Source organism: Pseudomonas quasicaspiana (assembly GCF_021147825.1).
GTDB lineage: Bacteria > Pseudomonadota > Gammaproteobacteria > Pseudomonadales > Pseudomonadaceae > Aquipseudomonas > Aquipseudomonas quasicaspiana.
The window spans coordinates 1-22,335 of record NZ_JAGTPI010000084.1; the positions used below are offsets into that span (position 1 = coordinate 1).

Sequence of the window (22,335 nt, forward strand, 5' to 3'; positions counted from 1 at the left end):
GCGAAAAATGCTCATTTAGAACACCTAGACTCCGCTTTTTCGCCTGTTTTTGCCTTGTCTTGCCGTCGCTCGCTACGTTTTCACACAGTCTGTACAGGTGCGTTAGTCGCCAGAGACTGTGCGGCCCTTGAGCGACTGGTCAGCGTTGATCCGGCCGCAAATATGGCCGATATGACGTATGCGCTATTCATGATGGCTGGTTAAGATCAATGCCTGTTTGCTGACTCGCCACCGCGCGGGTTTTTTATTACCGGTACTACGGGGTATACATGAAGTTTTCCGAGCTGATCGACGCGGTGCAGCGTAACCCGCTGGCCGTGACTATCCCGGCTGAATGGGCGCAAGGCCGCGCCAGTTTTGGTGGTTTGATGGCAGCGCTGCAATATGAAGCGATGCGCGCCAAAGTGCCTGAGGGAAGGCCGGTGCGCTCACTGGCGATCACCTTTGTCGGCCCGGCCGAGCCTGGCGTCCCGATTGCTTTCGAAGTAGAGGTATTGCGCGAGGGCAAAGCCGTCAGTCAGTTGCTGGGGCGTGCGACGCAAAATGGTCAGGTGATGACGCTGATTCAGGGCAGCTTCGGTGCGTCCCGTGAGTCGGTGATTTCGGTCAAGGCTGATCCCGCGCCAACGCTCAAGCCGCTGGAAGCGTGTCCGCAATTGCCCTTCGTCAGCGGCATGATGCCCGAGTACCTGCGCTTTATGGAGCTGCGTTGGGCGTTGGGCGGTTTGCCCTTCAGCAACACGCCTTCCCCGGCCATTGGCGGTTATGTGCGGTTTCGCGATATCGAAGAAGGGCCTTCCAGCGAAGCCCACATGCTGGCGCTGGTCGACGCCTGGCCACCGGCGCTGTTGCCTCACCTGAACAAACCCGCGCCGGGCAGTTCACTGACGTGGACCATTGAGTTTGTCCAGCCAATGCCTGTCTTGAGCACGCATGACTGGTGTTCTTACAAAGCGGTGATCGAGCATGCTCGCGATGGTTACGGACATACCGCCGCGATGCTATGGTCGTCGACAGGGGAGCTGATTGCGATCAGTCGGCAGACGGTGACGGTGTTTGGATGAGCCCGTTGTCACGCCGCTAGCGATTGCCCGTGACGCTCAATGCCCAACGCGGCGATCATCCCGATGATGCCAACGGCCAGCGAGATGACGCTCATGGAAAATATCCCGTCCAGAATCAGCAGCGTAGCCAGAAGTAATAACGGTACTGCGATCAGGTGCTGGGTCGAGCGCTTATGATTTTCCGCGTTGCCGCGCCATTGCCCTATGTGGAGATTGAGTAAGCGCTTGGCCATGACTGCATTCCTCTTCAAACACTATGAATGCCTGAAGAGTAGGCCCGACTCGCAGTGGCGGCGAATCAAGTCTGACTATCGGTGTGATAGGCGCTAAATTATTAAGTTTGAACACCCCGTTTGTGGATTGGAATGCGATCCACATGTGGGAGATTCTATGGTTGCCTGCAAACGCTGATCCCGGTGGGACCGAATTCATTCGGGAAGGCGGCATTCCTGACGGCACGGATACATCGAATGTACCGGCCCCTTCGCGAATGAATTCGCTCCCACGGATTCGCGTTTGCAGGCCAACATAGAATCTCCCTCAGCATCTGGTATGGCACAGGACCTGGGCGATCAAGGCTTAGCGAGTTCTCTTCAAAGCTTGAGCTGCCCAATCGCTTTGCTCAGCTCGCCCGCCAGGGTCGCAAGCTCGTCGCTGGTACTCGCCGAGTCCACGGTTTGGTTGACGGTGCGCTCGGTCACGTCGCGTATGCTGACCACGGCGCGGTTCATTTCCTCGGCGACCTGGCTTTGTTGCTGTGCGGCCACGGCAATCTGAGTGTTGCTTTCGCGCATTTGCGCCACCGCATCGGCAATGGCCGCCAGCGCTTCGCCTGCCTCATGTGCTTGCTGCACGCACTCGTCAGCCTTGAACGAGCTGTCCTGCATAAAGTCGACGGCATCCCGCGTGCCGGATTGCAACGCTGAAACCATCGTGGTGATTTCATCTGTGGAGACCTGTACGCGTTTGGCCAGGTTGCGGACTTCATCGGCGACCACCGCAAAGCCGCGACCCATTTCACCTGCTCGTGCCGCTTCGATCGCAGCGTTCAAGGCCAGCAGGTTGGTTTGCTCGGCGATGCTATGAATCACGCTAACCACGCCGTTTATCTTCTGACTGTCTTCGGCCAGACGCTGAATCATCCCGGCGGTCTGCTGCACGCCACTCGACAAACCGGCAATCGAGGTCTGGACCCGATCAACGACAGCCTTGCCACTGCCCGCCAGAGTATCGGCGGTCCGGGATTGATCCCGTGTGGTGCTGGCGTGCTGGGCGATATGGAAAACCGTCGCAGACATCTCGTTGATGGCGGTGGCAACCTGGTCGGTCTCACTTTGCTGGCCAAGCATGCCATGGCGCACGTCGTTCATGCCTGTCGCCAGATGCACTGCGCCCTGATCCAGGCGCGCAGCAGTCTGCGAGACGGTAGTGACGACCCGCTGATAGCCAGCCTGCATGGCGTTGAATGCCTTGGCCATCTGACCCACTTCATCCTCGCCGGTCAGCGGCACGCGGGCAGACAGGTCGCCGCTTTTTTCCACGTGCAGCATGACGTCCTTGAGCGTGTTGAGCTGGCTCAGCAGAAAGCGGATCAGCAATTGCGAAGCGCCGAGCATGGCGAGCATCAGTACCAACACGGCAATGGCGTAGTTAGCGAAGCGCTGCTCCAGCACTTGCATCAGGCTTGGGGCAAACGCCAGTACCGCAATGCGCTGCCCGTCAGGCCGTGACACGATCTGAGCACCTGTCAGGAGGTGTTCGCCCGTTAACGATTGTGAGCCGAGTTCCACCCATTCTGTGGCAGCACTTAACTCAGGCAGAGGTTGTCCCTTGAATTCGGGTGTTTGCCCGGCAGTGAAAACCAGCAGCTCTGGCTGGCTCGGCAGCGCCTGGGATGCAGGCCAGGCAGTGAGCAGTCTTGCCTGCGCCTGAGCTGATTCTCGAGCGTCATCAATGCGAGCCTGTTGCTCCAGTTGCAGGGCGTAAATAACCAGCATCAACGTGGTGAAAAAGGCCACAGCGTTGACGGCCCAGAATTTGTACTTCAGGGAAAGATTGCTAATCCAGGTGCCCATGGGAGGTCTTCTTTGGTTAGTCAGGAGGAGATATGCAGCAAGGTGCCATCATCATCTCCCACTGAACAAAGCGTTCCTTGACCTGGATCAACCTAATCCTGAGCGGCGACAGGTATTTGAGGTAATGCGAAAAATTCCCGGGCGGTAGCGCTGCTGTGGCTGGCCAGATCCTCTAGGGTTTCACCGCGATGCTGCGCCACTTCGCGCAATACTTCCGGCAAAAAGCCGGGTTCGTTGCGGCCGTTCTTCGGCTTGGGCCGCAGGGTGCGTGGCAGCAGATACGGCGCATCGCTTTCCAGCATCAATCGGCCTCGGGGAATATCTCGGACCAGGGGATGCAGGTGGCCGCCGCGGCGCTCGTCGCAGATCCAGCCGGTGATGCCGATGTGCAGGTCCATATCCAGATAGCTGTAGAGCGCACGCTGTTCGCCGGTGAAACAATGCACCACGGCGGCAGGCAGACGATCACGGTAATCGCGGAGGATTTCCAGCAAGCGTTGATTGGCATCGCGCTCGTGGAGGAACACTGGCATTTGCAGCTCCACGGCCATTGCCAGATGCGCTTCCAGGACCTTTTCCTGTTGCGGGCGAGGGGAGAAGTCGCGATTGAAATCCAGCCCGCATTCGCCAACGGCCCGCACACGGTCTTCCTGAAGCAGGGCGCGCAGCTGGCGCTCGCTGTCGGCGTTCCAGTCAACCGCCGAGTGAGGGTGAATCCCTGCGGTGCTGAACAGTCGCAAAGCGCTTTCGTCGAGCTCATGGCAAAGCTTCAAGGCCTGCTCGCTGCCCTCGACGCTGGTACCCGTGAGCAGCAACTGACAGACGCCCGCAGCGTATGCGCGATCAAGCACCGCTTGTCGTTGCGAGTCGAAGCTGGCGTTTGTCAGATTGACGCCGATGTCGATGAGTTGCATGGTGCTACCTCAGGCCGGAGACCGCTGAGGATATCAGAGCTACGGCTTCAATAATAAAAGGTAATACAATCAGTATCTTGAGAGAGACTTCTGATTGTCTTTCGCAATACTCAGATGATCCTCGTGTCATCGCACAAGCTTTACCCACTTCTTTTTTCATGTTTTGCGAACGGCATTTCCCTGGAGAGTTAATGATCCGAGCTTCCCTTTACCTGATGGTTTCTGTGTCGCTGCTGTTGCCATTTTCGGTCAGTGCCCGTCAGGCCGGGCCGCAGGTAGCAGAGCACAAAACCGTTGTGCGCGATCTGCCGACGATTCGCAGCAGCAAGGTATTGCGCGTGCTGGTCAATCAGAGCCGCAATAGCTCGGGGGATGCCAAGGGAGAGGAAATCGGCGTCGAATACCACCGACTGCAAGCCTTCGAAAAATACCTCAATAGCCATTCCCGTGATGGTCAGCAAGTCACCTTCAAAATCATGCCCAAAGCCAAAAACCAGTTACTCATCGCGCTGCAGCGTGGTGAAGGTGATCTGGTTGCTCCCGGCGAGCTACTCGATACCCGGGAAGCCAGAGGCATTCAGGCCAGTGAGCCGATCATCCGTCATGTGCCGTTGGTTCTGGTGGGTGTCAGGGGCGCGCGCAGTTTCAAACACATCGAACAGCTATCCGGGCGAACCCTGAGTTTGTCGGCGGGCAGTGCTGCCGATGAGGCCGTGCATCTGCTGAATCAGCGACTGGCCCTGCGCAAGCTGGCCCCGGTGAAAATCGAGTGGGTCGATCCCAGTCTGGCGGTGGAAGACGTACTGGAAATGGTTCAGGCCGGGATCTTCCACCTCACCGTGGTCGAGCAGCCCATCGCTGAGCGATGGGCCAAAGTCATGCCCAAATTGCGTGTGGATCGCTCGCTGACGCTGAGCACCAACAGCGACATGAACTGGTTTGTCCGCCAGGACGCGACGATGCTGCGAACCACTATCGATGGCTTTCTAAAGACCTACAAACCGCCAGCCAATCAGGACATTGCGTTCCAGAAGGCCTATAAAAATCTCTATAAAGTCCACAATCCGTTGGCCCGGGCTGATCGCCAGCGCCTTGAGGAACTGCGTCCGACCTTGCAACGCCATGCAGATGCGCAGGGTATGGACTGGTTGAATCTGGCTGCACTGGCCTTCAAGGAGTCAGGGCTTGAGCCACAGGCCCAAGGCAGCGGCGGGGCTACCGGTCTGTTGCAGATCACGCCCTCCGCAGCGAAGCGGGTCGGCGTAGGCAACATCCAGTCTACCGACAGCAATGTGCAGGCCGGGGCCAAGTACCTGGCCCTGATCCGGCGCAAGTTCTTCGGCAGTTCCAGATTCAACGAGCGGGAACGCATGGCGTTCACCCTCGCGGCCTACAACCTCGGCCCCGAGCGGGTGCAAGGCATGCGCAAGGAGGCCAAGCGACGAGGGCTCAACCCTGATCAGTGGTTCTTCCAGACTGAACGTGTCGCAATGGATCAGGCCGGCATGGGCGTGGTGAGCTATGTCAACAGCGTCAACAAGTACTACCTGGCATTTGATCGTGAGCGGGATTCGCTGGAACGATCGCCGTCCGGCAAAGCCGTAGTAAGGAAGTGATCGAAAAAGTAGATAGTGATGCCGAGTTTTTTGCGATTGTTAGATTGGCTGATCCGATTAATATGGCGCCATCAACTTCATTCACGGAACGCACCACATGAATACTCGGATCAAATCGCTTCTCACCACCCGCGCTGGCTACGGCCTGACTGTTGTGCGCATTCTGGTCGGTATCATTTTCGTTGCCCATGGTAGCCAGAAACTGTTTGGTGCTTTTGGCGGATACGGTCTGGAAGGAACCGGTCAGTACATGGCGAGCCTGGGCCTGACACCGGGTTACCTCATGGCACTGCTGTCCGGTAGCGCAGAGTTCTTCGGCGGTCTGGGTCTGGTGGTGGGTTTGCTGGCCCGTCCTGCGGCACTGGTACTGGCAGCGACTCTGGTGGTGGCAATCTTCTCGGTCCATATCCACAACGGCTTGTTCATGGCCAACAACGGTTACGAGTTCGCGTTGGCCCTCCTGGGCGGTGTGGTGGTGGTGTTGATTGAAGGGGCGGGCAAGCTGTCTATTGATCGCGCCATCGGTAACTGATCTACATTACTGATAGATGTGATGCTTCAAAGACCCGCCTCGTGCGGGTCTTTTTATTTGGGGGCGAATCAGAAGTGCGCTACTGACAATTGACAATCAGCGGGTGGCTTATCTACGATGCTGCCCATGCGCCGATTTACACAACTACTTGCGGGGCGCCAGATGAGCATGAAGCTTGTCGATAGAAGTCCTCAGGGGCTTCGAAATACCGCTAAAGCGTTGGTTCGGTGTTGCCTCTCACCGCTGCCCAGCGGAGCATTTGAGGCTGAGACAAAACATCATGAGCCATCCCGTCGTTCGTATTTCCCCGATCGCCACCCAGTTTTCCCGTCGTAACCCGAAAATCCTGCTCTGCGGTTCACACCAGCCTACCTTGCTGCGCTTTCTAGACGGTCGTCCACGTCGCAACGGCGGGCCTCACGCATTCCTGATCCAGTTTGTCGATCCGCAACAATCACTGGCCAGCTTCAAGGATGACCAGTTCGATCTGGCAGTGGTTCAGGCGCCGTCTGCCGAGCGTGTGGAGGAAGTGGTGCGCGATTTGACGCGGATTGCCCGGCAGGGCTTGATTACTCGGTGTTGAGGGCAGCAGCTCCTATCAAATAAACATAACTATATGATTCTAAATGAGGTTCTGTAGGAGTGAGCTTGCTCGCGATAGCGGCAGTTAAGGCGGAAATTTCATTGACCAAAAAAACGAATCGCGAGCAAGCTCACTCCTACAGGGGCTGTGTTTGCTGTGCGACGGCGCGGTGCCAGAGGGCTGACCTGCTCTATCAGAGGTAATCAATCGCCACGATATAGCAGAGCTGTTCGCCGGTGGGGGTGTGAACTTTCACTTCAGCATCCAGTGCTTTGCCGATCAGGGCACGGGCCAATGGCGAGTCGATGCTGATCAGGTTGAGCTTCAGGTCCAGTTCGTCAGGGCCGACGATCCGGTAGCGTGACTCTTTGCCGTCTTCGTCCTCAATGGTCACCCAGGCGCCGAAGTAGACCTTGTTGACGTCGCTGGGGTGTGCATCGACGACTTTCAGACTTTCCAGCCTTTTGGTAAGAAAGCGCACGCGACTGTCGATTTCACGCAGCATCTTTTTACCGTAGGTGTATTCGGCGTTCTCTGAACGATCCCCCTGGGCCGCTGCTTCGCTCACCGACTGCGTCACTTGCGGGCGGCGGACGTGCCAAAGCTCATGGAGTTCGGCTCGCATCCGCGCTTCACCCTCGGGGGTGATCAGCGCGGTGCCAGCGTTGCGGGGAGGGCGGTAGCGGCTCATGGATTGTCGTTATAGGGAACAAGGGCGCGAAGTCTATCAGCCATCGCGCAGCACCGTCAGCGGGCTCACATTCAACGCCCGACGAGTACCGAATACCCCTGCGCCACCCACCAGCAAAGCGCCGATTACAGGCAACAGCAGCAGCCAGGCATGAGGCGCCCAGTCAAGGTTGAAGGCGTAGCGGTACAAGGCGAACGTCACCAGCTCGCAACCCAGTGCAGCCAGCAGGCCGCTCACGGCCCCCAGCAGGCCGAACTCGATGCGTCGCGCCTTGACCAGTAATGCCCGCTCCGCACCTAAAGCCCGCACGAGTGCGCCTTGGCGAATACGCTCATCCAGAGTCGCTTGAAGGCCGGAAAACAGCACGGCAATACCCGCCGCCAGAACGAACAGCAGCACGAACTGCACGGCTAGCGTCACCTGATCCAGAATGCTGCGTACCTGCTCCAATAGTGCCTCAACGCCCAGAATGCTGATGGCCGGGAAAGTGCGCGACAGCTCGACGATCTGCTTGTCGTTGCCCGCAGGCAGATAGAAGCTGGTCATGTAGGTGGTGGGCAGATCCTGCAGAGTGCCGGGCTGGAAGATGATGAAGAAGTTCGGCTGGAAGGTGTCCCAGTTAACGTCCCGCAGGCTGGTGACCACTGCATCACGACTCATCCCGCCGATCATGAAGTTCAGACGGTCACCCAGTTTGATCTGCAGGCTGTCAGCCAGCTTGGCTTCTACCGACACCCCGGGAGTTGCACTGGTTTCGCCGTTGGCTGACCACCAGTTGCCTGCGGTCAGAGTGTTGCCTTCCGGCATGTTTGCCGACCAGGTCAGGTTCAGGTCGCGGCGTGTAGCGTTTTCCCCGCGTGAGTCCTTGGTCACGAAGTCGCTCACCGGCTTATCGTTGATGTTTAACAGGCGACCGGGTACCACGGGATAGAGCGGGGCGGCGTGAGGTGAAAGTTTGCTGATCTGCTGGCTGAAGGCGTCTTTCTGATCTGGCAGCACGTTGAGCACGAAGTAGTTCGGCGCGTCTTTGGGCAACTGGTTTTGCCAGGTGTCCAGCAGTTCTCCACGCAGTAGCGCGATCAAACCCATGGACAACAGAATCAAGCCGAACGCCAGCGATTGCCCGGCAGCAGCCATGGGATATCGCAGCAGTTGACCCAGGCCCAAGCGCCACGGCAGCGACGCGCGTGCCAGCAGGCGACGCAGGCTTTTCAGGGCCAGCAACAGCAAGCCGCCAAGCACCACAGCAGCAATCACACCACCGCCGAGCAAGGCAAAAGTCAGTACCAGATCCAGGCTCAACCGCCACATGATCAAACCCAGAGCGAGCAGGGCGGCGCCGTACACCAGCCATGAGCTGGCCGGGATCGGTAGCATGTCACGGCGCAGTACACGAAGCGGTGGTACTCGCCCCAAGGCTGCAAGCGGTGGCAGGGCAAACCCGGCCAGAGCAACCAGCCCGGTGCCGATACCCGCCAGAGCAGGCATCACGCCACCGGGAGGTACGGTGGCGGGCAGAAGATTATGCAGCAGAGCGAACAGTGCCAGTTGGGCCAGCCAGCCGAGCAATGCGCCGCTCAATGCGGCAAGCAGGCCAAGCATGGCCAGTTGCAAGCTGAACAGCACAAGCGCTTCATTTCGGGAGAGGCCAAGGCAGCGCATCAGTGCGCTGGCGTCGAATCGGCGCACGGCAAAGCGTGCAGCGGATAATGCAACGGCTACACCGGCAAGCAGCACCGCAACCAGACTGGCCATATTCAGATATCGTTCGGCCTTGCCCAGCGCGCCACCGATCTGTTGACTACCGTCGCGGGCGTCCTTGATTTCCTGATGCGGCTCCATTCCCGGCTCGATGGCCTTGCGATAGGCGGCCAACGCTTCAGGCGGGCCGGTCCACATGTCCCGATAGCTGACGCGGCTACCCGGCTGGACCACGCCGGTGGCTTGCAGATCGGCCATGTTGATCATGACGCGAGGCGTCAGACTGTAAAAGTTACCGGCGCGATCAGGCTCATACGTCAGAACCCGGGTCAGCTTGAGCGTTTTGGAACCCACATCAATATCGTCGCCAACTTTCAGATCCACAGCCGGGAGCAATCGCGACTCAGCCCAGGCTTCACCGGGTCTCGGGCCGCGGCTGACTTCTTCAGGCTGATAAAGGTCGGCAGCGCTTTTCAGTTCACCGCGTAGCGGGTAGACGCCGTCGACGGCTTTAATGCTCGAAAGCTGAATCCCGGCATCGGTGGCGATCACCGTGGAAAACACGACGATTTGTGCATGCTTGAGCTGGAGTGCTTCGCCCGCCTGAATTTGCTCAGGCCTGGCCGGGCTTGAACCTTCTACGACCAGATCGGCACCGAGAAACTCGGTGGCGCGCAACAGCATCGCGCCGTTGAGGCGGGCACCGAAATAACCGATGGCGGTGCTGGCAGCTACGGCGACCAGCAAGGCAAAGAACAGGACTCGCAGTTCACCGGCGCGGGCGTCGCGCAGCAGTTGGCGAGTGGCGAGGGTGAGCAGGCGCGAAAACGGCAGGCGTACCATCAAGGCTCCAACGGGGCGACCAGACGGCCACCTTCAAGACGGATCAAGCGTCGGCAACGATGGGCCAGACGTTCATCGTGTGTGACCAGTACCAGCGTGGTACCGCGTTCCTTGTTCAAATCGAACAGCAGGTCGCTGATACGCTCACCAGTCTGGCTGTCCAGGTTGCCTGTGGGTTCGTCGGCAAACAGCACGGACGGATCTGCCGCGAATGCGCGGGCAATGGCAACCCGTTGTTGCTCACCTCCCGACAGTTGGCGTGGCGTGTGGGTCAGGCGTTTGCCCAGCCCGACGCGCTCAAGCAGAACTCTGGCCTGCTCGCGCGCATCTTTGCGACCTTCCAGCTCCATGGGCAGCATGACGTTTTCCAGTGCATTGAGGCTGTCGAGCAACTGGAATGACTGGAATACAAAACCCACGTGTTCGGCTCTGACCCTGGCGCGCTGGTCTTCGTCCAGCTCACTCAAGTTGCGGCCTGCGAGGATCACTGCACCCGAGCTAGGCAAATCGAGACCGGCCAGCAGGCCGAGCAGCGTCGATTTACCAGAACCTGACGCGCCAACGATGGCCAGACTGTCGCCCTTGTTTAGTTCCAGAGAGAGTTCGTGCAGGATGGTCAGGTCACCTTCGGTGCTGGGGACCACTTTGTTGAGGCTCAGAGCACTGAGAATACTTTCACTCATGGAGAATCCGATGCGTGCGTGGTTTTTAAGTGCTGGCCTGGTTTTGCTGTTGCTGTCACAAGCCGCAGCGGCGGGCACAGTATTGATCGTTGGAGATAGTATCAGCGCGGCTTTCGGCCTGGATACCCGCATTGGCTGGGTTGCCTTGCTTGAGCAGCGCATGAAGCAGGAGGGTTTCACCGATAAAGTGATCAACGCCTCTATCAGCGGCGATACCAGTGCCGGAGGTCGAGCGCGGCTGCCTGCGCTGCTTGCAGAGCATAAGCCGGAACTGGTGATCCTCGAGCTGGGGGGTAATGACGGCTTGCGGGGTCAGCAGCCAACTCAATTGCAACAAAACCTTGCATCGATGATTGATAGCTCGCGGGACGCTGGCGCCAAGGTGCTTTTGCTGGGCATGCAGATCCCGCCGAACTACGGGCCGCGCTATACCAACGCGTTCAAAGAGGTCTACACCAATCTGGCCGCAGAGAAAAAAGTGCCGTTGGTGCCATTCTTTCTTGAGGGCGTGGGCGGTGTTCCCGAACTGATGCAGGCGGATGGCTTGCATCCGGCGGCCAATGCTCAGCAAAAGTTGCTGGAAAATGTCTGGCCTACGCTAAAACCGCTGCTTTGAGGCTTTTCTAGCCGGGGGCTTTCGGCTAAGGTGGCGCCCCCAATCTGGAGCCCTCCATGCCACGTCCCGCCTGGTCCCTGTATGCCTATCAAATGATCGAGCCTGATGAGCAGCTCGATCTGTTCGCGTGTCAGGAAGTCAAAGTGCATCTGGTGGCCCGTCAGCTGGAGCTTGGCGGCACTGTCGACCGAACCCTGTGTGGCACTTTGTTGCCCGCACAACCGCGTTGGTCAGTGGTGGCGAGAGAGGTTTTTCGTGACGAGCGGTTGTGCTCGCTGTGCCGCGCTATCGTCGAAGCACAGAAGAGCGGCAACCGGCCGATCTGGCCTGAGTTACGCTTCATGGAGTAAATTGCCGGTTGACTCCCGGTCCGTGAGGTCTGGGTGTACAATTCGCCACTTACCACCCGCCGTATTGCCCAAGGATTCCCCGGATGTTGTCGCGCATTCCAGCCGTTACCCGCTGCCTGTCGCTTGCTGCACTGTGTGCGGCGGGCTCTGTTTCCGCTTTGGAATTCCCTCTGCCGCCGCCGGGTGAAGATATCGTTGGCCAGGTGCAGACCGTTACGGCCCGCTACGAAGATACCTTTGCCGACCTGGGCACGAAGTACGATCTGGGTTATCTGGAAATGATCGCCGCCAACCCGGGTGTTGACCCTTGGTTGCCGGGCGCTGGTACTCAGATCGTCTTGCCGACCCGTTTCATACTGCCAGCCGGTCCACGCGAAGGTATCGTGATCAACCTTTCCGAGTACCGGATGTATTACTACCCGAAAGGGCAGAATGTGGTTCACACCTACCCGCTGGGTATCGGCCGGGAAGGGTGGGGCTCGCCAATTGGTGTCACCAAGGTGATCGCCAAGACGCCAAATCCGACCTGGACTCCACCTGCGTCGATCCGTGCCGAGCATGCTGCTGATGGTGATCCACTGCCAAGCGTGGTGCCTGCTGGTCCGGATAATCCTCTTGGTCCGTTCAAGTTTGGTCTCGGGATGTCCGGTTACCTGATTCACGGTTCGAACAAGAAGTTCGGTATTGGTATGCGCACCAGTCACGGTTGCTTCCGTATGTATAACAACAACGTGCTGGAGTTGGCCGATATGGCTCCGGTGGGTACTACGGTACGTATCATTGCCGAGCCGTACAAGTTTGGTTTGAGCGGTGGCAAGGTTTATCTGGAGGCGCATACGCCGGTGGATGACAACGGCAATCCTTCAGTGGTCGATAAGCACACGGCGGTGATCAATGCGTTGCTAAAGCGCGAAGACCTGGCTAATAACCTGCGCATGAATTGGGATCTGGTTCGTGATGTGGTTGCGGCTGAGGATGGTATGCCGGTCGAAATCGCGGTGCCGGGTGCTGCGGTGGCTGCTAGTGTTCAGGATTCGGTTCCGTTGCAGTGATGCTTCTTTTATGTGGTTGTTTTGCGTACATATCCGTTGTCAGGTAACGGCTGATATTGGTTGCGCTTTTACAGCGCCTCACTTTTGAAAGGAGCCGGAAGCCGGCCCAGCCAAAAGTAAGCAAAAGGCTCTTGCCCCACCACTGGGTGCCTCGCTGTCGCTCGGCATACCCGTAATCCGACATTGCTGCGTGGGGCCGCCGCCACCGGCCATCCATGGCCTGAGGCGGCTAAACCGGCATCCCTGCCGGTTTGCCCCGCGCAGCAATATCGAATTCCGGCCGGCGTGGCTTAACGGGGCGCTTAAGATCAAAATCAAAAGCAGATCAAAAGCAGCGGGGATACCTCGGACCGGGGCGGATCACCGTGTGCCGGTAGGAGCGAACTTGTTCGCGAGACGCCAGCATAGCGAACACAGGCGTCGTCTGACACACCGCCTCGCAGCCTTCGGCAGCTCCTACAGATGCCCGGAGAACCCACACAATCAGGTCGGCTGTCAGGCCGCCGCGCTTTTGATTTTGATCTTAGGCGCCCCGTTAAATCACGCTGGCCGAACGCAGATTCTGAAGCGTGGGGTGCTCTTGAGTTGAAGAGGGGCAGGACGCCGGGTTAGCCGCATTGGGCCATGGATGGCCCGTTGCGGCGGCCCACGGTTCAGGATCTGTGGGCGGGTACACCGAGCGACAGCGAGGTGCCAAGTGATGGGGCAAGAGCCTTTTGCTTACTTTTGGGCTCCTTTCAAAAGTGAGGCGCCGTAAGGGCGCAACCAATCCAAGCCCAAACGCAACAATGGATATGTACACAAAAAGCTGCATACATACCCAATCCACGGTAGATCAATAAATGTACAGGGTTAGTCGCGACGACCCAGCAACAAACCTACTACCAGACCAAAGCCCGCGGAAATGGCAACGGTCTGCCATGGATGGCCACCGATATAGGTTTCGGTCGCTTCAACCACCGGCTTGGTGCGCTCACGCACACTGGCAACAGACTCAGATGCCTGCTTGAGCTTCAGGCCGAGCTGCGCGCGCAGGGTTTCTGCGTCTTCACCGACCAGAGCAGCGCTGTCTTTGAGCAGCTTGTCGGACTCTTCGATCAGGGCCTGCAGTTCGCTGAAAGCCTGGTCCTTGATCTGTTCTGCGGTAGTTTGAGCGGCAGTTTTACGAGCCATGATGTTTTCCTTACGTTGATGATGGCAGTAAGCAATGGAGTCTTGCGGTTGGCGAAAAGTTGCAGAAGTCTGCGCGTCACCACTCATTTTGCTTGTGGGATTTGCCGGAAACAGTCTCTTAAAGGTGCCCCTACGGGTGTAAGATACTTCCGGTTTTTAGTCACAGGTGACAGTTATGAGTTTCAATCTGGCCAATCGGCCGCTTCCTGAGCGTGCTGCGCTCGAAGACGAGAAATCCCGCCTCTTTGACCTATGGCAGAGCAACCTGGGTAAAGCCAAGGGTGACGCCGCGCGATTGTTCGGCGAGCGCTCCAAGCGCAAAGGCAAATGGTCCGAATGGGTTCGTTCCGAACTCGACACCATGAGCCCGCCCGAGTACGCGAACATGGTCCGCAGTGAAGTCAACCGGCTCATGGCCGCCAGCAAGTAAGCAACGCCTCGCCAGACGCCTCGCTTGAGGCAGAGCCTTACCAGCTCCCGTCAACAGATTGCGGCAGGCTGAGGACGCCACTGTCCTTGAAACGCATGGTGCCAAACAGTCCGCCCGCAAGCTTGCCGCGCAAGGTGTAAGGCAGGTTGTCGAGGCTTTGGGTTTGCGTCAGGCCCACCGCCTGGCGCAGGGCCGCGAACGCGGAAACGCTGACCGGCACCACCAGCACTGTTTCGGAAAAGCGCCCGATGGAGCCTTGCTGATCACTGACGCCGGACGCCAGCAGTCTGCCATTTACATCCAGGTCCAGCGCAACGCCGTTGTATTCGACGGCGGTCTCATTCGGATTCTGCAATCGCAACTTGACTGCCAGCCGCACTTCCAGGCCTTGTCCGGGCAATGACTCAATACCCACTACGTTGATGTTCAGTGGATCGCGATTGGGCAACAGGGCGCAAGCACCAAGGGTTAAAAGCAGAAAGCTGACCAGCAGCGTACGAATCAGGCGTGAGGGCATTCGGTATGTTCCTTTGGGCATGTGACAGGGCGCTGCTATCCGCTCAGACCCCATGTGCGCGCAGAGATTCGTTTTCATCCGGCGCTGGCTTATGCTGCAGGACCCGCATGCTGATGAGTCACGGATGCCCAGACATCAGAAAACCACGTCACCGATTGCGATGTTGACGGCAAAACACACCATTTCCGTTGAAATGGTGCGCGAGGCATTCCTGCAAAGCGGTCTTTCCGGGCAGATCCAGCAAGCGCTGCTGGCAGAGGCAGGCATTGCCGTTGATGTGCTTGAAGATCGGGAGGCCCGGGTGTCGGTCAACGCATATGCGGATTTGTGGCGGAGTATTGAACAGCGCACTGACGACCTGTTTTTCGGTATGGACCCGCGTCCTCTGCGCCAAGGCAGTCTTGAGTTTCTATGCCGCTCGTCCATGGCTCAGCCCACGCTGGTGGCAGGACTTGAGTCAGGACTCGACTTTCTCGGGCTGATGCTTGAGCGCTTCGGTGCCCGGTTGATCCGTCAGCAGAGTGTGGTGGAGGTGGTCATTGGTGATGAGCAGGACCCGGTGTCCCGGGCATTTGCGGATTTCACCTTCTGGATGATTGTGCACGGTGTGGCCTGCTGGCTTTGCGGGCGGCGCGTGCCCATTATGGGCATTGAATTGCGTTGCGCGCAGCCGGATTACATCGATGACTACAAGGTCATGTTTTCGGAGAATCTGCGTTTCCAGCGGCCGCGCTCAAGAATGATTTTTGCTGCTGATTGCCTGGACCTGCCCATTCGGCGTAGCGCTGCCGAACTTGACGCCTTCCTCAAAGCTTTGCCGGGTAATCTGCTGGTCAAGTATCGGGACCCGCAAAGCCTGGCCAGCCGCATCCGCCAGCATCTGCGCAGCCTGCCTGCCGAACAATGGCCACACAGTGCTGACCTGGCGAGGAGTCTGTGCGTTTCCGGCTCGACCTTACGCCGCCATCTTGCCGAAGAGGCTCAAAGCTACCAGGCCCTCAAGAATTCCGTACGCAAGGATCTGGCCATTGGTTGGCTGGCGGACGAGCATCTGGACATGGCGACCATCGCCAGTCGTCTTGGCTTTGCCGACACCAGCTCGTTCTACAAAGCTTTCCGTAAATGGTCGGGGATCAACCCCGGTCACTATCGAGATGTGGTGCAGAGCGGCGTTGGTCAAACCGGTCATTGACGCTGAGCGTTTTGACCATTGCCCGAACCGACACGCAGGGCGACTATTTCGGTTAACAACAATAAAGAACCGAATAGAGGTTACGCATGGATATTCGCGACAAGGTTTTCCTGGTCAGTGGTGGCGCCTCAGGTCTGGGCGCTGCGACAGCGCACATGCTGGTCAACGCCGGGGCCAGAGTGGTACTCGCCGATCTGAATGCCAAGGCATTGTCGATACAGCTGGACAAGCTGGGCGAAAATGCTCGCGCAATCGTCACCGATGTCAGTCAGGAAGCGTCTGCACAGGCCGCCGTGGACGCCAGTGTCGACGCATTTGGCGCGCTCCACGGGCTGATCAATTGCGCCGGTATCGTTGGCGCGCAAAAGATCCTCGGTAAGGAAGGTCCTCACAATCTGCCTGACTTTCGCCAGGTGATCGACGTCAATCTTATCGGCAGTTTCAACCTGTTGCGGCTTGCCAGCGCGGCCATGTCTGTCGGCGCGGCGGATGAGGGCGGTGAGCGGGGCATCATCATCAATACCGCCTCCGTCGCGGCTTACGATGGTCAGATCGGCCAGGCTGCTTATGCCGCCTCCAAGGGAGCCATTGTCAGCATGACTCTGCCTGCGGCGAGAGAGCTGGCACGTTTCGGTATCCGGGTCATGACCATCGCCCCCGGTATTTTCGAGACGCCAATGATGGCGGGCATGACGCCGCAGGTGCGTGAATCCCTTTCGGCAGGGGTTCCATTTCCGCCGCGTCTGGGCAAGCCGGATGAGTACGCCGCGCTGGTCCGGCACATCATCGAAAACCCGATGCTTAATGGCGAAGTCATCCGCCTCGACGGCGCCTTGCGCATGGCTGCGCGGTAATCAATGAGTGAACACGCGGCAACGCCTACGCATACGGATACGGTGTTAATTCAAATGGTTATGTGATTTTGCTAAGGAATTAATCATGACTTCAGAGCATTCATCCATAAATGATGACCCCGTGGTGATCGTCAGCGCTGTGCGCACGCCCATGGGTGGTTTTCAGGGCGATCTGCAAAGTCTGACCGCGCCGCAACTGGGGGCGGCGGTTATTCGCGCAGCGGTAGAGCGGGCGGGTATCGCGGCTGAAGAAGTTGAGCAGGTGTTATTTGGCTGCGTGTTGTCTGCGGGGCTTGGGCAGGCACCTGCGCGGCAAGCCGCGTTGGGCGCTGGGCTGGCCAGGTCAACGTTGTGCACCACGCTGAACAAAATGTGCGGCTCAGGCATGCAGGCGGCGATGCTGGGCCATGACGTGTTGCTGGCGGGCAGTGCAAAAGTGGTAGTGGCGGGCGGCATGGAAAGCATGTCCAACGCACCTTATCTGTTGGACAGGGCGCGCAGCGGTTACCGCATGGGGCACGGGCGGGCGCTTGATCACATGTTCCTGGATGGTCTGGAGGACGCCTATGAACCAGGCCGGCTGATGGGCACTTATGCCGAACAGTGCGCGGAGAGCCACGGTTTTACCCGTGAAGTGCAGGATGCGTTTGCAGTGGAGTCCTTGAGCCGCGCACAAGAGGCGATCAGCAAAGGCTGGTTCAACGGCGAAATCGTCCCGCTAGAAGTCACTGTGGGCAAAGAGCAGCGGCTGGTGACTCATGATGAGCACCCCCCCAAGGCCCGGCTGGACAAGATACCGACGCTCAAGCCCGCTTTCCGTCAAGGCGGCAGTGTGACCGCGGCCAATTCCAGCTCCATCTCCGACGGTGCCGCAGCGCTGCTGTTGATGCGGCGCTCAGAAGCGACACAGCGAGGCCTGAAACCGTTGGCGGTGATCCATGGGCATGCGGCGTTTGCGGACGAGCCGGGGCTATTCCCGGTTGCGCCCATCGGGGCAATTCACAATCTGATGACGCGCACCGGATGGGCCCTGGATCAGGTCGACCTGTTCGAGATCAACGAAGCGTTTGCTGTTGTCACGCTGGCAGCTATGAGTCAGCTGAACTTACCCCATGACAAGGTCAATGTTCACGGTGGAGCCTGCGCGCTCGGCCATCCTATTGGTGCGTCGGGCGCACGTATTCTCGTGACCCTGCTGGGGGCTTTACGACGTAAGGGGCTGCGGCGCGGGGTTGCAGCCATTTGCATTGGTGGCGGTGAAGCAACCGCTATAGCCGTAGAAATCATTCAATAGTCCAATGAGATAAGTGCTTAAGTTAAAGTTGATTCTATAATAATGGCTATTAGAAAATGGAATATTATCAATGAGTTATGAATCTATCTTGATAGAGATTCGAGGAAGGGTGGCGCTGATAACGCTCAACCGTCCGGAGGCTTTGAATGCCTTGAACGCGCAATTGATCAGCGAATTGAACAATGCGCTGGATGATCTTGACGCCAACCGTGACATTGGCTGCATTGTGCTGACCGGCTCCAGCAAAGCGTTTGCGGCGGGGGCGGATATCAAGGAAATGGCTGAGCTGAAGTATCCGCAGGTCTATCTGGACGACCTGTTCAGCGACAGTGATCGCGTAGCCGCCCGGCGAACCCCGCTCATCGCCGCCGTGGCAGGTTTTGCTTTGGGCGGCGGCTGCGAACTGGCATTGATGTGCGACTTCATCCTCGCTGCGGATAATGCGCGCTTCGGTCAGCCGGAAATCAAACTCGGCGTCTTGCCCGGCATGGGCGGCACCCAGCGCTTGACCCACGCCGTCGGCAAGGCCAAAGCGATGGAAATGTGCCTGACCGGACGTTTGATCGACGCCCAGGAAGCAGAGCGCGCGGGGTTGGTCGCACGAGTAGTGCCGTTGAGCGAACTGCTGGATGAAGCACTGAAGGTCGCTGCATCCATTGCGGCAAAGTCGCTACCTGTTGCGATGATGGTCAAGGAAAGCGTTAACCGTGCCCTGGAAGTCAGTCTTGCCGAAGGTATTCGCTTCGAACGCCGGGTTTTTCATGCTGCTTTTGCCACTGAGGATCAGAAAGAAGGCATGGCTGCGTTCATCGAAAAGCGAGAGCCCCGTTTCAAGGGGCGTTGAGTAGTCTTTGCTGACTGCTCAGCCATGCTGGATGAAAGCCTGATGCAATCTCCGCGGCCAGTTTTGCTCGAACCACGTCTGTAGCATGATGCAGTGTCCCGGATGAACCAGGCAGAGCTCGTTCGGGGTCTTGCGATACGCTGCAGCAAGCTCGCGCAGCTCTTCAGAACTGAGCCCGCAATAACCGTGTCGGTCGGTTTTGCCCTCGAACAGAAAATGCTCCGGTTGCAGGCGTGCAAGAAACTGCAGTCCGGGCTCACGCATTCGCACTATGTACCATAGGCGATCTACCAGCGGTGCGCCTTTGAGGCCGGGGTGCTCGGTCAGGCGCAGGTCGGCGTCGAAGAGAGACAGAGCCGGATGCTGTGCAGGTTGATCCCGCCCGCAGGAGCGGTCCTGGGCTGTGAGCGTTGGCGGCGTACCGGTCATCTCAATGCAACTGGCTGTGAGGTCGAATCTGCTGTCTGCAGTGCTGAGCTGCAAAACCCCATCAGTCGTGAGATGCAGGGTTTGTGGCAGGTTCAGGTGTACTGCATCAGCGGTGGGCAGACCCTGTGCAGGGTAATCATTGAGCGGCACGCGATGTTCGTCCGGGACGCCATAGATAATCGGCCGCTCAGGGTCGCCGTCAAAGTGGCCGACAATCAATGCTGCACCGATACGCAGGGCCTTCAATTGCGCCAGCGAAATACCGATGCGCGCGCACAACTCGGCAGGCTCGCAGCCCGCCGGGGTTGGGGTGAAGCCAATAGGCAGTCGTCCGTTCATCAACTGTTCTTTCGTCTGGTTGCAGCGACTCAGCAAGGTCGCGGGCTGAAATCCCGACATGACAGGTTTTTGGTGCTTCAACCCGGGCCGAAACGGCATTTCCCACGGCAGTAAGCGGAAGCTGCTGTGATAGCCCTGGCTGAGACTGTCGATTTCGTCATGCCCGGTCGCTTGACCATTGCTGGCCCCGGATTGCGCAGCAACTGACCTTGCGGCATCGAGAATCCGGGCCACATCCTCTGGCGGATGGCCTTTCAGCACCTCCGGCTGTTGGCCTGTGTGATTGATTTCTACCACCAGCCACTGATCGTTGAACCGGGCCTCGGGATGCCCCAGTACTTGCACGATCTGGCCCGGTGTCATTGGCAGGTCAGTGCCGAGCCCACGGATCACGCGTCGCTCGCAACGTTGGCGCTCCAGGGCCCGGGCGCCGGCCTGTCGCTCATGCGCCTGGCGTTCGGTGGGCAGGCGCGACAGCAGGCTTGCTTCGAAACGCTGGTTACTGGCGTTTTTTTTGTCGGCATGAGCCTCCTTGTCAGACGCGTTTTTCGATGGCTTCAACTGCGGATCATGGAGGTGCGTTTCGTGGTCTGTCGCCGCCAGCTGTAACGCCCATTGTTCAGCCAGGTACGAAATGGCCGGTGCGTGCCTTGTTCGCAGGGCTGGTGGCTGAAATTGAGCAGGTTTTGACCGATGGGGGAAGCGGGCAGGATCGTCAGCGAAGACCAGCAAGTGTCGGGTTCGCTGATGTTCGAAGCGCATGGAGATACCTTCTTCTTCACATAATCGCAGCAGCAGATGCAGATCGGTTTCGTCTTGCTGTACGCACTGTTCTCGCGAAGGATAGATCCCCACCAGCTTCTCGAAACGATAGGTGGCAGGAGCAATGCTGTGCTCTTCGAGCAGTCGTGCGATTATCTGCGGCACGCTAAGGTCCTGGAATACCCGACGCTGACGACGCTGCTCCATATCGAGCAGCGTCGGGCCCAAAGTGATGCGATAGAGGCTCAATCCGGTCCCTGCGTGCAGTAGTGTGGCGCTACTGATCTTGCCATGAACACCTTGATCGGGGCCTAACGCAAGCCAGGCCGCTTTTTGCTCGAATACCTCGAATTTCAGGTGTGGATCACTGCTGACAACGTCAATGATGAAACGATAGGGTGCGTTCAGGGCTTCCCGCCCGCTGATGCTGATGACGGGCAGATTCATCTTGTGATCGACAATCGCCAGAGTGATCGGCATTCGTTTGCCTTCGGACATCCACATCGCTCCCACCTTGAATTTAAGGGGGCAGAGGGTACGAAATGCCACGGTCCATGGGCATCGCTTCAGCATTTTTCGGAAAGGGACTACAAGTTAAAGAGGAATGTCGCTAGTTGCCATGCAGTGCATTAACCCTGATGCAATCGGCCTTCGACCTGAAATCGAGCGACGGCAGGGGTTTCATCTGACGTTATCGGGTATAAAATGCGCGGCGTCGCCTGTTGATAGCGACGCACCTCATTTTTTAACGTTTTGCCGGTTTTGCAGTCGGCCCTTTCGCAGGGACTGGCGCATCGGGCAGGACGCAATCGGATCAAGAGAGCAAGCATGGGCGCACAGTGGAAGGTCAAGCATAAAGAAGCAGCATCCAATGCCAAGGGACGTATCTTCGGCAAGCTGTCCAAGGAAATCATGATCGCAGCGCGTGCTGGCGCAGACCCGGACATGAACCCGCGTCTGCGGCTGGTTGTGGAACAAGCGAAAAAAGCCTCGATGCCGAGGGAGACCCTGGAGCGAGCGATCAAGAAGGGTGCCGGTTTGCTGGGCGAAAACGTTACCTTTGAGCGCCTCACCTACGAGGGCTTTGCGCCGCATCGCGTGCCGGTGATCGTTGAGTGCCTGACCGACAACATTAATCGCACTGTGTCTGAAATCCGCGTGTTGTTTCGTAAAGGACAATTGGGCGCAGCAGGCTCGGTTTCCTGGGATTTCAACTATCAGGGCATGATCGAAGCAATGCCGATCAACCCGGACGCCGATCCAGACGAAGCGGCCATCGAAGCGGGGGCTCAGGATTGCGAGCCAGGCGAAGAGGGCGCAACCCTGTTCCTGACCGAGCCAACCGACATGGACGCCGTATGCAAGAAACTGCCGGAGTTCGGTTTTACCGTGCAGTCGGCCCAGTTGGGCTACCGTCCGAAAAGCACCGTTGATGGCCTTGATGACGAGCAGATGGCTGAAGTTGAAGCTTTCCTGGCTGCCATCGATAACAACGATGACGTGCAGAACGTTTACGTGGGGTTGGCGGGCTGACGGCATTCTGATTTGAAATGCATTCTCCTGTGGGAGATTCTATGTTTGCTTGCAATCCCGTAGGACCGGCTTAGCCGGGAGAGCGGTGTTTCTGCCGAGGAATATGTAGTGAATGTCCCGACGCCCTCCCGGCTAAAGCGGAACGCCGCCCGGCCGGTCCTACGGAATAGCGCGGTCTATGTGGGAGCCGGGCTTGCCCGCGATAAGACTGTACGCGGTTGACGTTGGATCGCGTCCAGCCTTATCGC

Annotated in this window: 23 protein-coding genes; 14 read left to right on the top strand and 9 right to left on the bottom strand. The window is 58.2% G+C overall.

Annotation, left to right across the window (positions count from 1 at the left end):
- Together KDX30_RS27500 and KDX30_RS27505 are read left to right on the top strand one after the other, a co-directional pair.
- The coding region (locus tag KDX30_RS27500) for a hypothetical protein (RefSeq protein WP_231678053.1) at positions 1-204 on the top strand (204 nt) is incomplete at its 5' end.
- Positions 205-269: 65 nt separating this feature from the next.
- Complete coding sequence (locus KDX30_RS27505; RefSeq protein WP_099268641.1) at positions 270-1,064, top strand: acyl-CoA thioesterase; 795 nt, start codon at positions 270-272, stop codon at positions 1,062-1,064.
- An 8-nt stretch (positions 1,065-1,072) separates the two neighbouring features.
- Here KDX30_RS27505 and KDX30_RS27510 read toward each other — a convergent pair whose 3' ends face one another.
- From KDX30_RS27510 to KDX30_RS27520, 3 genes are all read right to left on the bottom strand, one after another.
- Positions 1,073-1,297 carry a hypothetical protein gene (locus tag KDX30_RS27510; protein ID WP_122398357.1) on the bottom strand — a complete coding sequence of 75 codons (225 nt, stop codon included), beginning with the start codon at positions 1,295-1,297 and terminating at the stop codon, positions 1,073-1,075.
- Between the two features lie 360 nt (positions 1,298-1,657).
- The gene (locus KDX30_RS27515; protein ID WP_231678054.1) at positions 1,658-3,139 is read right to left on the bottom strand and encodes a methyl-accepting chemotaxis protein; all 1,482 of its coding nucleotides are present in this window, start codon (positions 3,137-3,139) and stop codon (positions 1,658-1,660) included.
- 92 nt (positions 3,140-3,231) lie between these two features.
- Positions 3,232-4,053, bottom strand: a complete 822-nt coding sequence (locus KDX30_RS27520; protein WP_231678055.1) for a TatD family hydrolase — start codon at positions 4,051-4,053, stop codon at positions 3,232-3,234.
- Between the two features lie 191 nt (positions 4,054-4,244).
- Between KDX30_RS27520 and KDX30_RS27525 the strand changes: the two genes are divergently transcribed.
- The 3 genes from KDX30_RS27525 to KDX30_RS27535 all read left to right on the top strand — a co-directional run bounded on the left by KDX30_RS27525 (position 4,245) and on the right by KDX30_RS27535 (position 6,784).
- Positions 4,245-5,669, top strand: a complete 1,425-nt coding sequence (locus KDX30_RS27525; RefSeq protein ID WP_231678056.1) for an MltF family protein — start codon at positions 4,245-4,247, stop codon at positions 5,667-5,669.
- Between the two features lie 97 nt (positions 5,670-5,766).
- Positions 5,767-6,201, top strand: a complete 435-nt coding sequence (locus KDX30_RS27530) for a DoxX family protein (protein ID WP_231678057.1) — start codon at positions 5,767-5,769, stop codon at positions 6,199-6,201.
- 280 nt (positions 6,202-6,481) lie between these two features.
- A complete protein-coding gene (locus tag KDX30_RS27535; protein ID WP_099268647.1) occupies positions 6,482-6,784 on the top strand; it encodes a hypothetical protein in 303 nt (100 codons plus the stop codon).
- A 193-nt stretch (positions 6,785-6,977) separates the two neighbouring features.
- Here KDX30_RS27535 and greB read toward each other — a convergent pair whose 3' ends face one another.
- Genes greB through KDX30_RS27550 form a run of 3 tightly spaced genes read right to left on the bottom strand, consistent with a single transcriptional unit; the run spans position 6,978 to position 10,702 of the window.
- Complete coding sequence (gene greB, locus KDX30_RS27540) at positions 6,978-7,475, bottom strand: transcription elongation factor GreB (RefSeq protein ID WP_231678058.1); 498 nt, start codon at positions 7,473-7,475, stop codon at positions 6,978-6,980.
- Between the two features lie 36 nt (positions 7,476-7,511).
- Entirely contained in the window at positions 7,512-10,019 is a 2,508-nt protein-coding gene (locus tag KDX30_RS27545; protein ID WP_231678059.1) for an ABC transporter permease, read from the bottom strand.
- Positions 10,019-10,702 carry an ABC transporter ATP-binding protein gene (locus tag KDX30_RS27550; protein ID WP_027901749.1) on the bottom strand — a complete coding sequence of 228 codons (684 nt, stop codon included), beginning with the start codon at positions 10,700-10,702 and terminating at the stop codon, positions 10,019-10,021. The genes KDX30_RS27545 and KDX30_RS27550 overlap by 1 nt, the downstream gene beginning before the upstream one ends.
- A gap of 10 nt (positions 10,703-10,712) precedes the next feature.
- Between KDX30_RS27550 and KDX30_RS27555 the strand changes: the two genes are divergently transcribed.
- The 3 genes from KDX30_RS27555 (at position 10,713) to KDX30_RS27565 (ending at position 12,720) form a co-directional block, all read left to right on the top strand.
- Positions 10,713-11,318 (top strand): arylesterase, encoded by a 606-nt coding sequence (locus KDX30_RS27555; protein WP_099268650.1) that lies wholly within the window; start codon positions 10,713-10,715, stop codon positions 11,316-11,318.
- 56 nt (positions 11,319-11,374) lie between these two features.
- Positions 11,375-11,668: a hypothetical protein gene (locus KDX30_RS27560; RefSeq protein WP_027901747.1), complete on the top strand. Its 294-nt coding sequence runs from the start codon at positions 11,375-11,377 to the stop codon at positions 11,666-11,668.
- Positions 11,669-11,751: 83 nt separating this feature from the next.
- Complete coding sequence (locus tag KDX30_RS27565) at positions 11,752-12,720, top strand: L,D-transpeptidase family protein (RefSeq protein ID WP_027901746.1); 969 nt, start codon at positions 11,752-11,754, stop codon at positions 12,718-12,720.
- 852 nt (positions 12,721-13,572) lie between these two features.
- Here the strand turns inward: KDX30_RS27565 and KDX30_RS27570 are convergent.
- The gene (locus KDX30_RS27570) at positions 13,573-13,893 is read right to left on the bottom strand and encodes a DUF883 family protein (protein ID WP_027898212.1); all 321 of its coding nucleotides are present in this window, start codon (positions 13,891-13,893) and stop codon (positions 13,573-13,575) included.
- A 175-nt stretch (positions 13,894-14,068) separates the two neighbouring features.
- Between KDX30_RS27570 and KDX30_RS27575 the strand changes: the two genes are divergently transcribed.
- Positions 14,069-14,323: a hypothetical protein gene (locus KDX30_RS27575; RefSeq protein ID WP_027898211.1), complete on the top strand. Its 255-nt coding sequence runs from the start codon at positions 14,069-14,071 to the stop codon at positions 14,321-14,323.
- Between the two features lie 37 nt (positions 14,324-14,360).
- On the opposite strand, the gene KDX30_RS27580 is transcribed toward KDX30_RS27575, so the two are convergent.
- On the bottom strand, positions 14,361-14,840 hold the full coding sequence (locus KDX30_RS27580) for an LEA type 2 family protein (RefSeq protein WP_231678060.1): 480 nt from the start codon (positions 14,838-14,840) through the stop codon (positions 14,361-14,363).
- Positions 14,841-15,003: 163 nt separating this feature from the next.
- Between KDX30_RS27580 and KDX30_RS27585 the strand changes: the two genes are divergently transcribed.
- The 4 genes from KDX30_RS27585 (at position 15,004) to KDX30_RS27600 (ending at position 19,024) form a co-directional block, all read left to right on the top strand.
- Positions 15,004-16,032, top strand: a complete 1,029-nt coding sequence (locus KDX30_RS27585) for an AraC family transcriptional regulator (protein ID WP_231678065.1) — start codon at positions 15,004-15,006, stop codon at positions 16,030-16,032.
- Positions 16,033-16,118: 86 nt separating this feature from the next.
- Positions 16,119-16,886, top strand: coding sequence for a 3-hydroxyacyl-CoA dehydrogenase (locus KDX30_RS27590; protein WP_231678061.1), 768 nt, complete (start codon positions 16,119-16,121; stop codon positions 16,884-16,886).
- An 85-nt stretch (positions 16,887-16,971) separates the two neighbouring features.
- Positions 16,972-18,180, top strand: a complete 1,209-nt coding sequence (locus KDX30_RS27595) for an acetyl-CoA C-acyltransferase (protein WP_231678062.1) — start codon at positions 16,972-16,974, stop codon at positions 18,178-18,180.
- 70 nt (positions 18,181-18,250) lie between these two features.
- The gene (locus tag KDX30_RS27600; protein ID WP_231678063.1) at positions 18,251-19,024 is read left to right on the top strand and encodes an enoyl-CoA hydratase; all 774 of its coding nucleotides are present in this window, start codon (positions 18,251-18,253) and stop codon (positions 19,022-19,024) included.
- Between the two features lie 18 nt (positions 19,025-19,042).
- Here the strand turns inward: KDX30_RS27600 and KDX30_RS27605 are convergent, their stop codons facing one another.
- A complete protein-coding gene (locus KDX30_RS27605; protein ID WP_231678064.1) occupies positions 19,043-21,052 on the bottom strand; it encodes a type VI secretion system Vgr family protein in 2,010 nt (669 codons plus the stop codon).
- 330 nt (positions 21,053-21,382) lie between these two features.
- Here KDX30_RS27605 and KDX30_RS27610 point away from each other — a divergent pair, with 330 nt between their 5' ends.
- Entirely contained in the window at positions 21,383-22,087 is a 705-nt protein-coding gene (locus tag KDX30_RS27610; RefSeq protein ID WP_099269542.1) for a YebC/PmpR family DNA-binding transcriptional regulator, read from the top strand.
- Positions 22,088-22,335: the final 248 nt, after the last annotated feature.

What these genes read in the sequence shown, in the direction of transcription:
- KDX30_RS27505 (WP_099268641.1), top strand. Translation starts at nt 270, where the DNA reads ATGAAGTTTTCCGAGCTGATCGACGCGGTGCAGCGTAACCCGCTGGCC.
- KDX30_RS27510 (WP_122398357.1), bottom strand. Translation starts at nt 1,297, where the DNA reads ATGGCCAAGCGCTTACTCAATCTCCACATAGGGCAATGGCGCGGCAAC.
- KDX30_RS27515 (WP_231678054.1), bottom strand. Translation starts at nt 3,139, where the DNA reads ATGGGCACCTGGATTAGCAATCTTTCCCTGAAGTACAAATTCTGGGCC.
- KDX30_RS27520 (WP_231678055.1), bottom strand. Translation starts at nt 4,053, where the DNA reads ATGCAACTCATCGACATCGGCGTCAATCTGACAAACGCCAGCTTCGAC.
- KDX30_RS27525 (WP_231678056.1), top strand. Translation starts at nt 4,245, where the DNA reads ATGATCCGAGCTTCCCTTTACCTGATGGTTTCTGTGTCGCTGCTGTTG.
- KDX30_RS27530 (WP_231678057.1), top strand. Translation starts at nt 5,767, where the DNA reads ATGAATACTCGGATCAAATCGCTTCTCACCACCCGCGCTGGCTACGGC.
- KDX30_RS27535 (WP_099268647.1), top strand. Translation starts at nt 6,482, where the DNA reads ATGAGCCATCCCGTCGTTCGTATTTCCCCGATCGCCACCCAGTTTTCC.
- greB (WP_231678058.1), bottom strand. Translation starts at nt 7,475, where the DNA reads ATGAGCCGCTACCGCCCTCCCCGCAACGCTGGCACCGCGCTGATCACC.
- KDX30_RS27545 (WP_231678059.1), bottom strand. Translation starts at nt 10,019, where the DNA reads ATGGTACGCCTGCCGTTTTCGCGCCTGCTCACCCTCGCCACTCGCCAA.
- KDX30_RS27550 (WP_027901749.1), bottom strand. Translation starts at nt 10,702, where the DNA reads ATGAGTGAAAGTATTCTCAGTGCTCTGAGCCTCAACAAAGTGGTCCCC.
- KDX30_RS27555 (WP_099268650.1), top strand. Translation starts at nt 10,713, where the DNA reads ATGCGTGCGTGGTTTTTAAGTGCTGGCCTGGTTTTGCTGTTGCTGTCA.
- KDX30_RS27560 (WP_027901747.1), top strand. Translation starts at nt 11,375, where the DNA reads ATGCCACGTCCCGCCTGGTCCCTGTATGCCTATCAAATGATCGAGCCT.
- KDX30_RS27565 (WP_027901746.1), top strand. Translation starts at nt 11,752, where the DNA reads ATGTTGTCGCGCATTCCAGCCGTTACCCGCTGCCTGTCGCTTGCTGCA.
- KDX30_RS27570 (WP_027898212.1), bottom strand. Translation starts at nt 13,893, where the DNA reads ATGGCTCGTAAAACTGCCGCTCAAACTACCGCAGAACAGATCAAGGAC.
- KDX30_RS27575 (WP_027898211.1), top strand. Translation starts at nt 14,069, where the DNA reads ATGAGTTTCAATCTGGCCAATCGGCCGCTTCCTGAGCGTGCTGCGCTC.
- KDX30_RS27580 (WP_231678060.1), bottom strand. Translation starts at nt 14,840, where the DNA reads ATGCCCTCACGCCTGATTCGTACGCTGCTGGTCAGCTTTCTGCTTTTA.
- KDX30_RS27590 (WP_231678061.1), top strand. Translation starts at nt 16,119, where the DNA reads ATGGATATTCGCGACAAGGTTTTCCTGGTCAGTGGTGGCGCCTCAGGT.
- KDX30_RS27595 (WP_231678062.1), top strand. Translation starts at nt 16,972, where the DNA reads ATGACTTCAGAGCATTCATCCATAAATGATGACCCCGTGGTGATCGTC.
- KDX30_RS27600 (WP_231678063.1), top strand. Translation starts at nt 18,251, where the DNA reads ATGAGTTATGAATCTATCTTGATAGAGATTCGAGGAAGGGTGGCGCTG.
- KDX30_RS27605 (WP_231678064.1), bottom strand. Translation starts at nt 21,052, where the DNA reads ATGTCCGAAGGCAAACGAATGCCGATCACTCTGGCGATTGTCGATCAC.
- KDX30_RS27610 (WP_099269542.1), top strand. Translation starts at nt 21,383, where the DNA reads ATGGGCGCACAGTGGAAGGTCAAGCATAAAGAAGCAGCATCCAATGCC.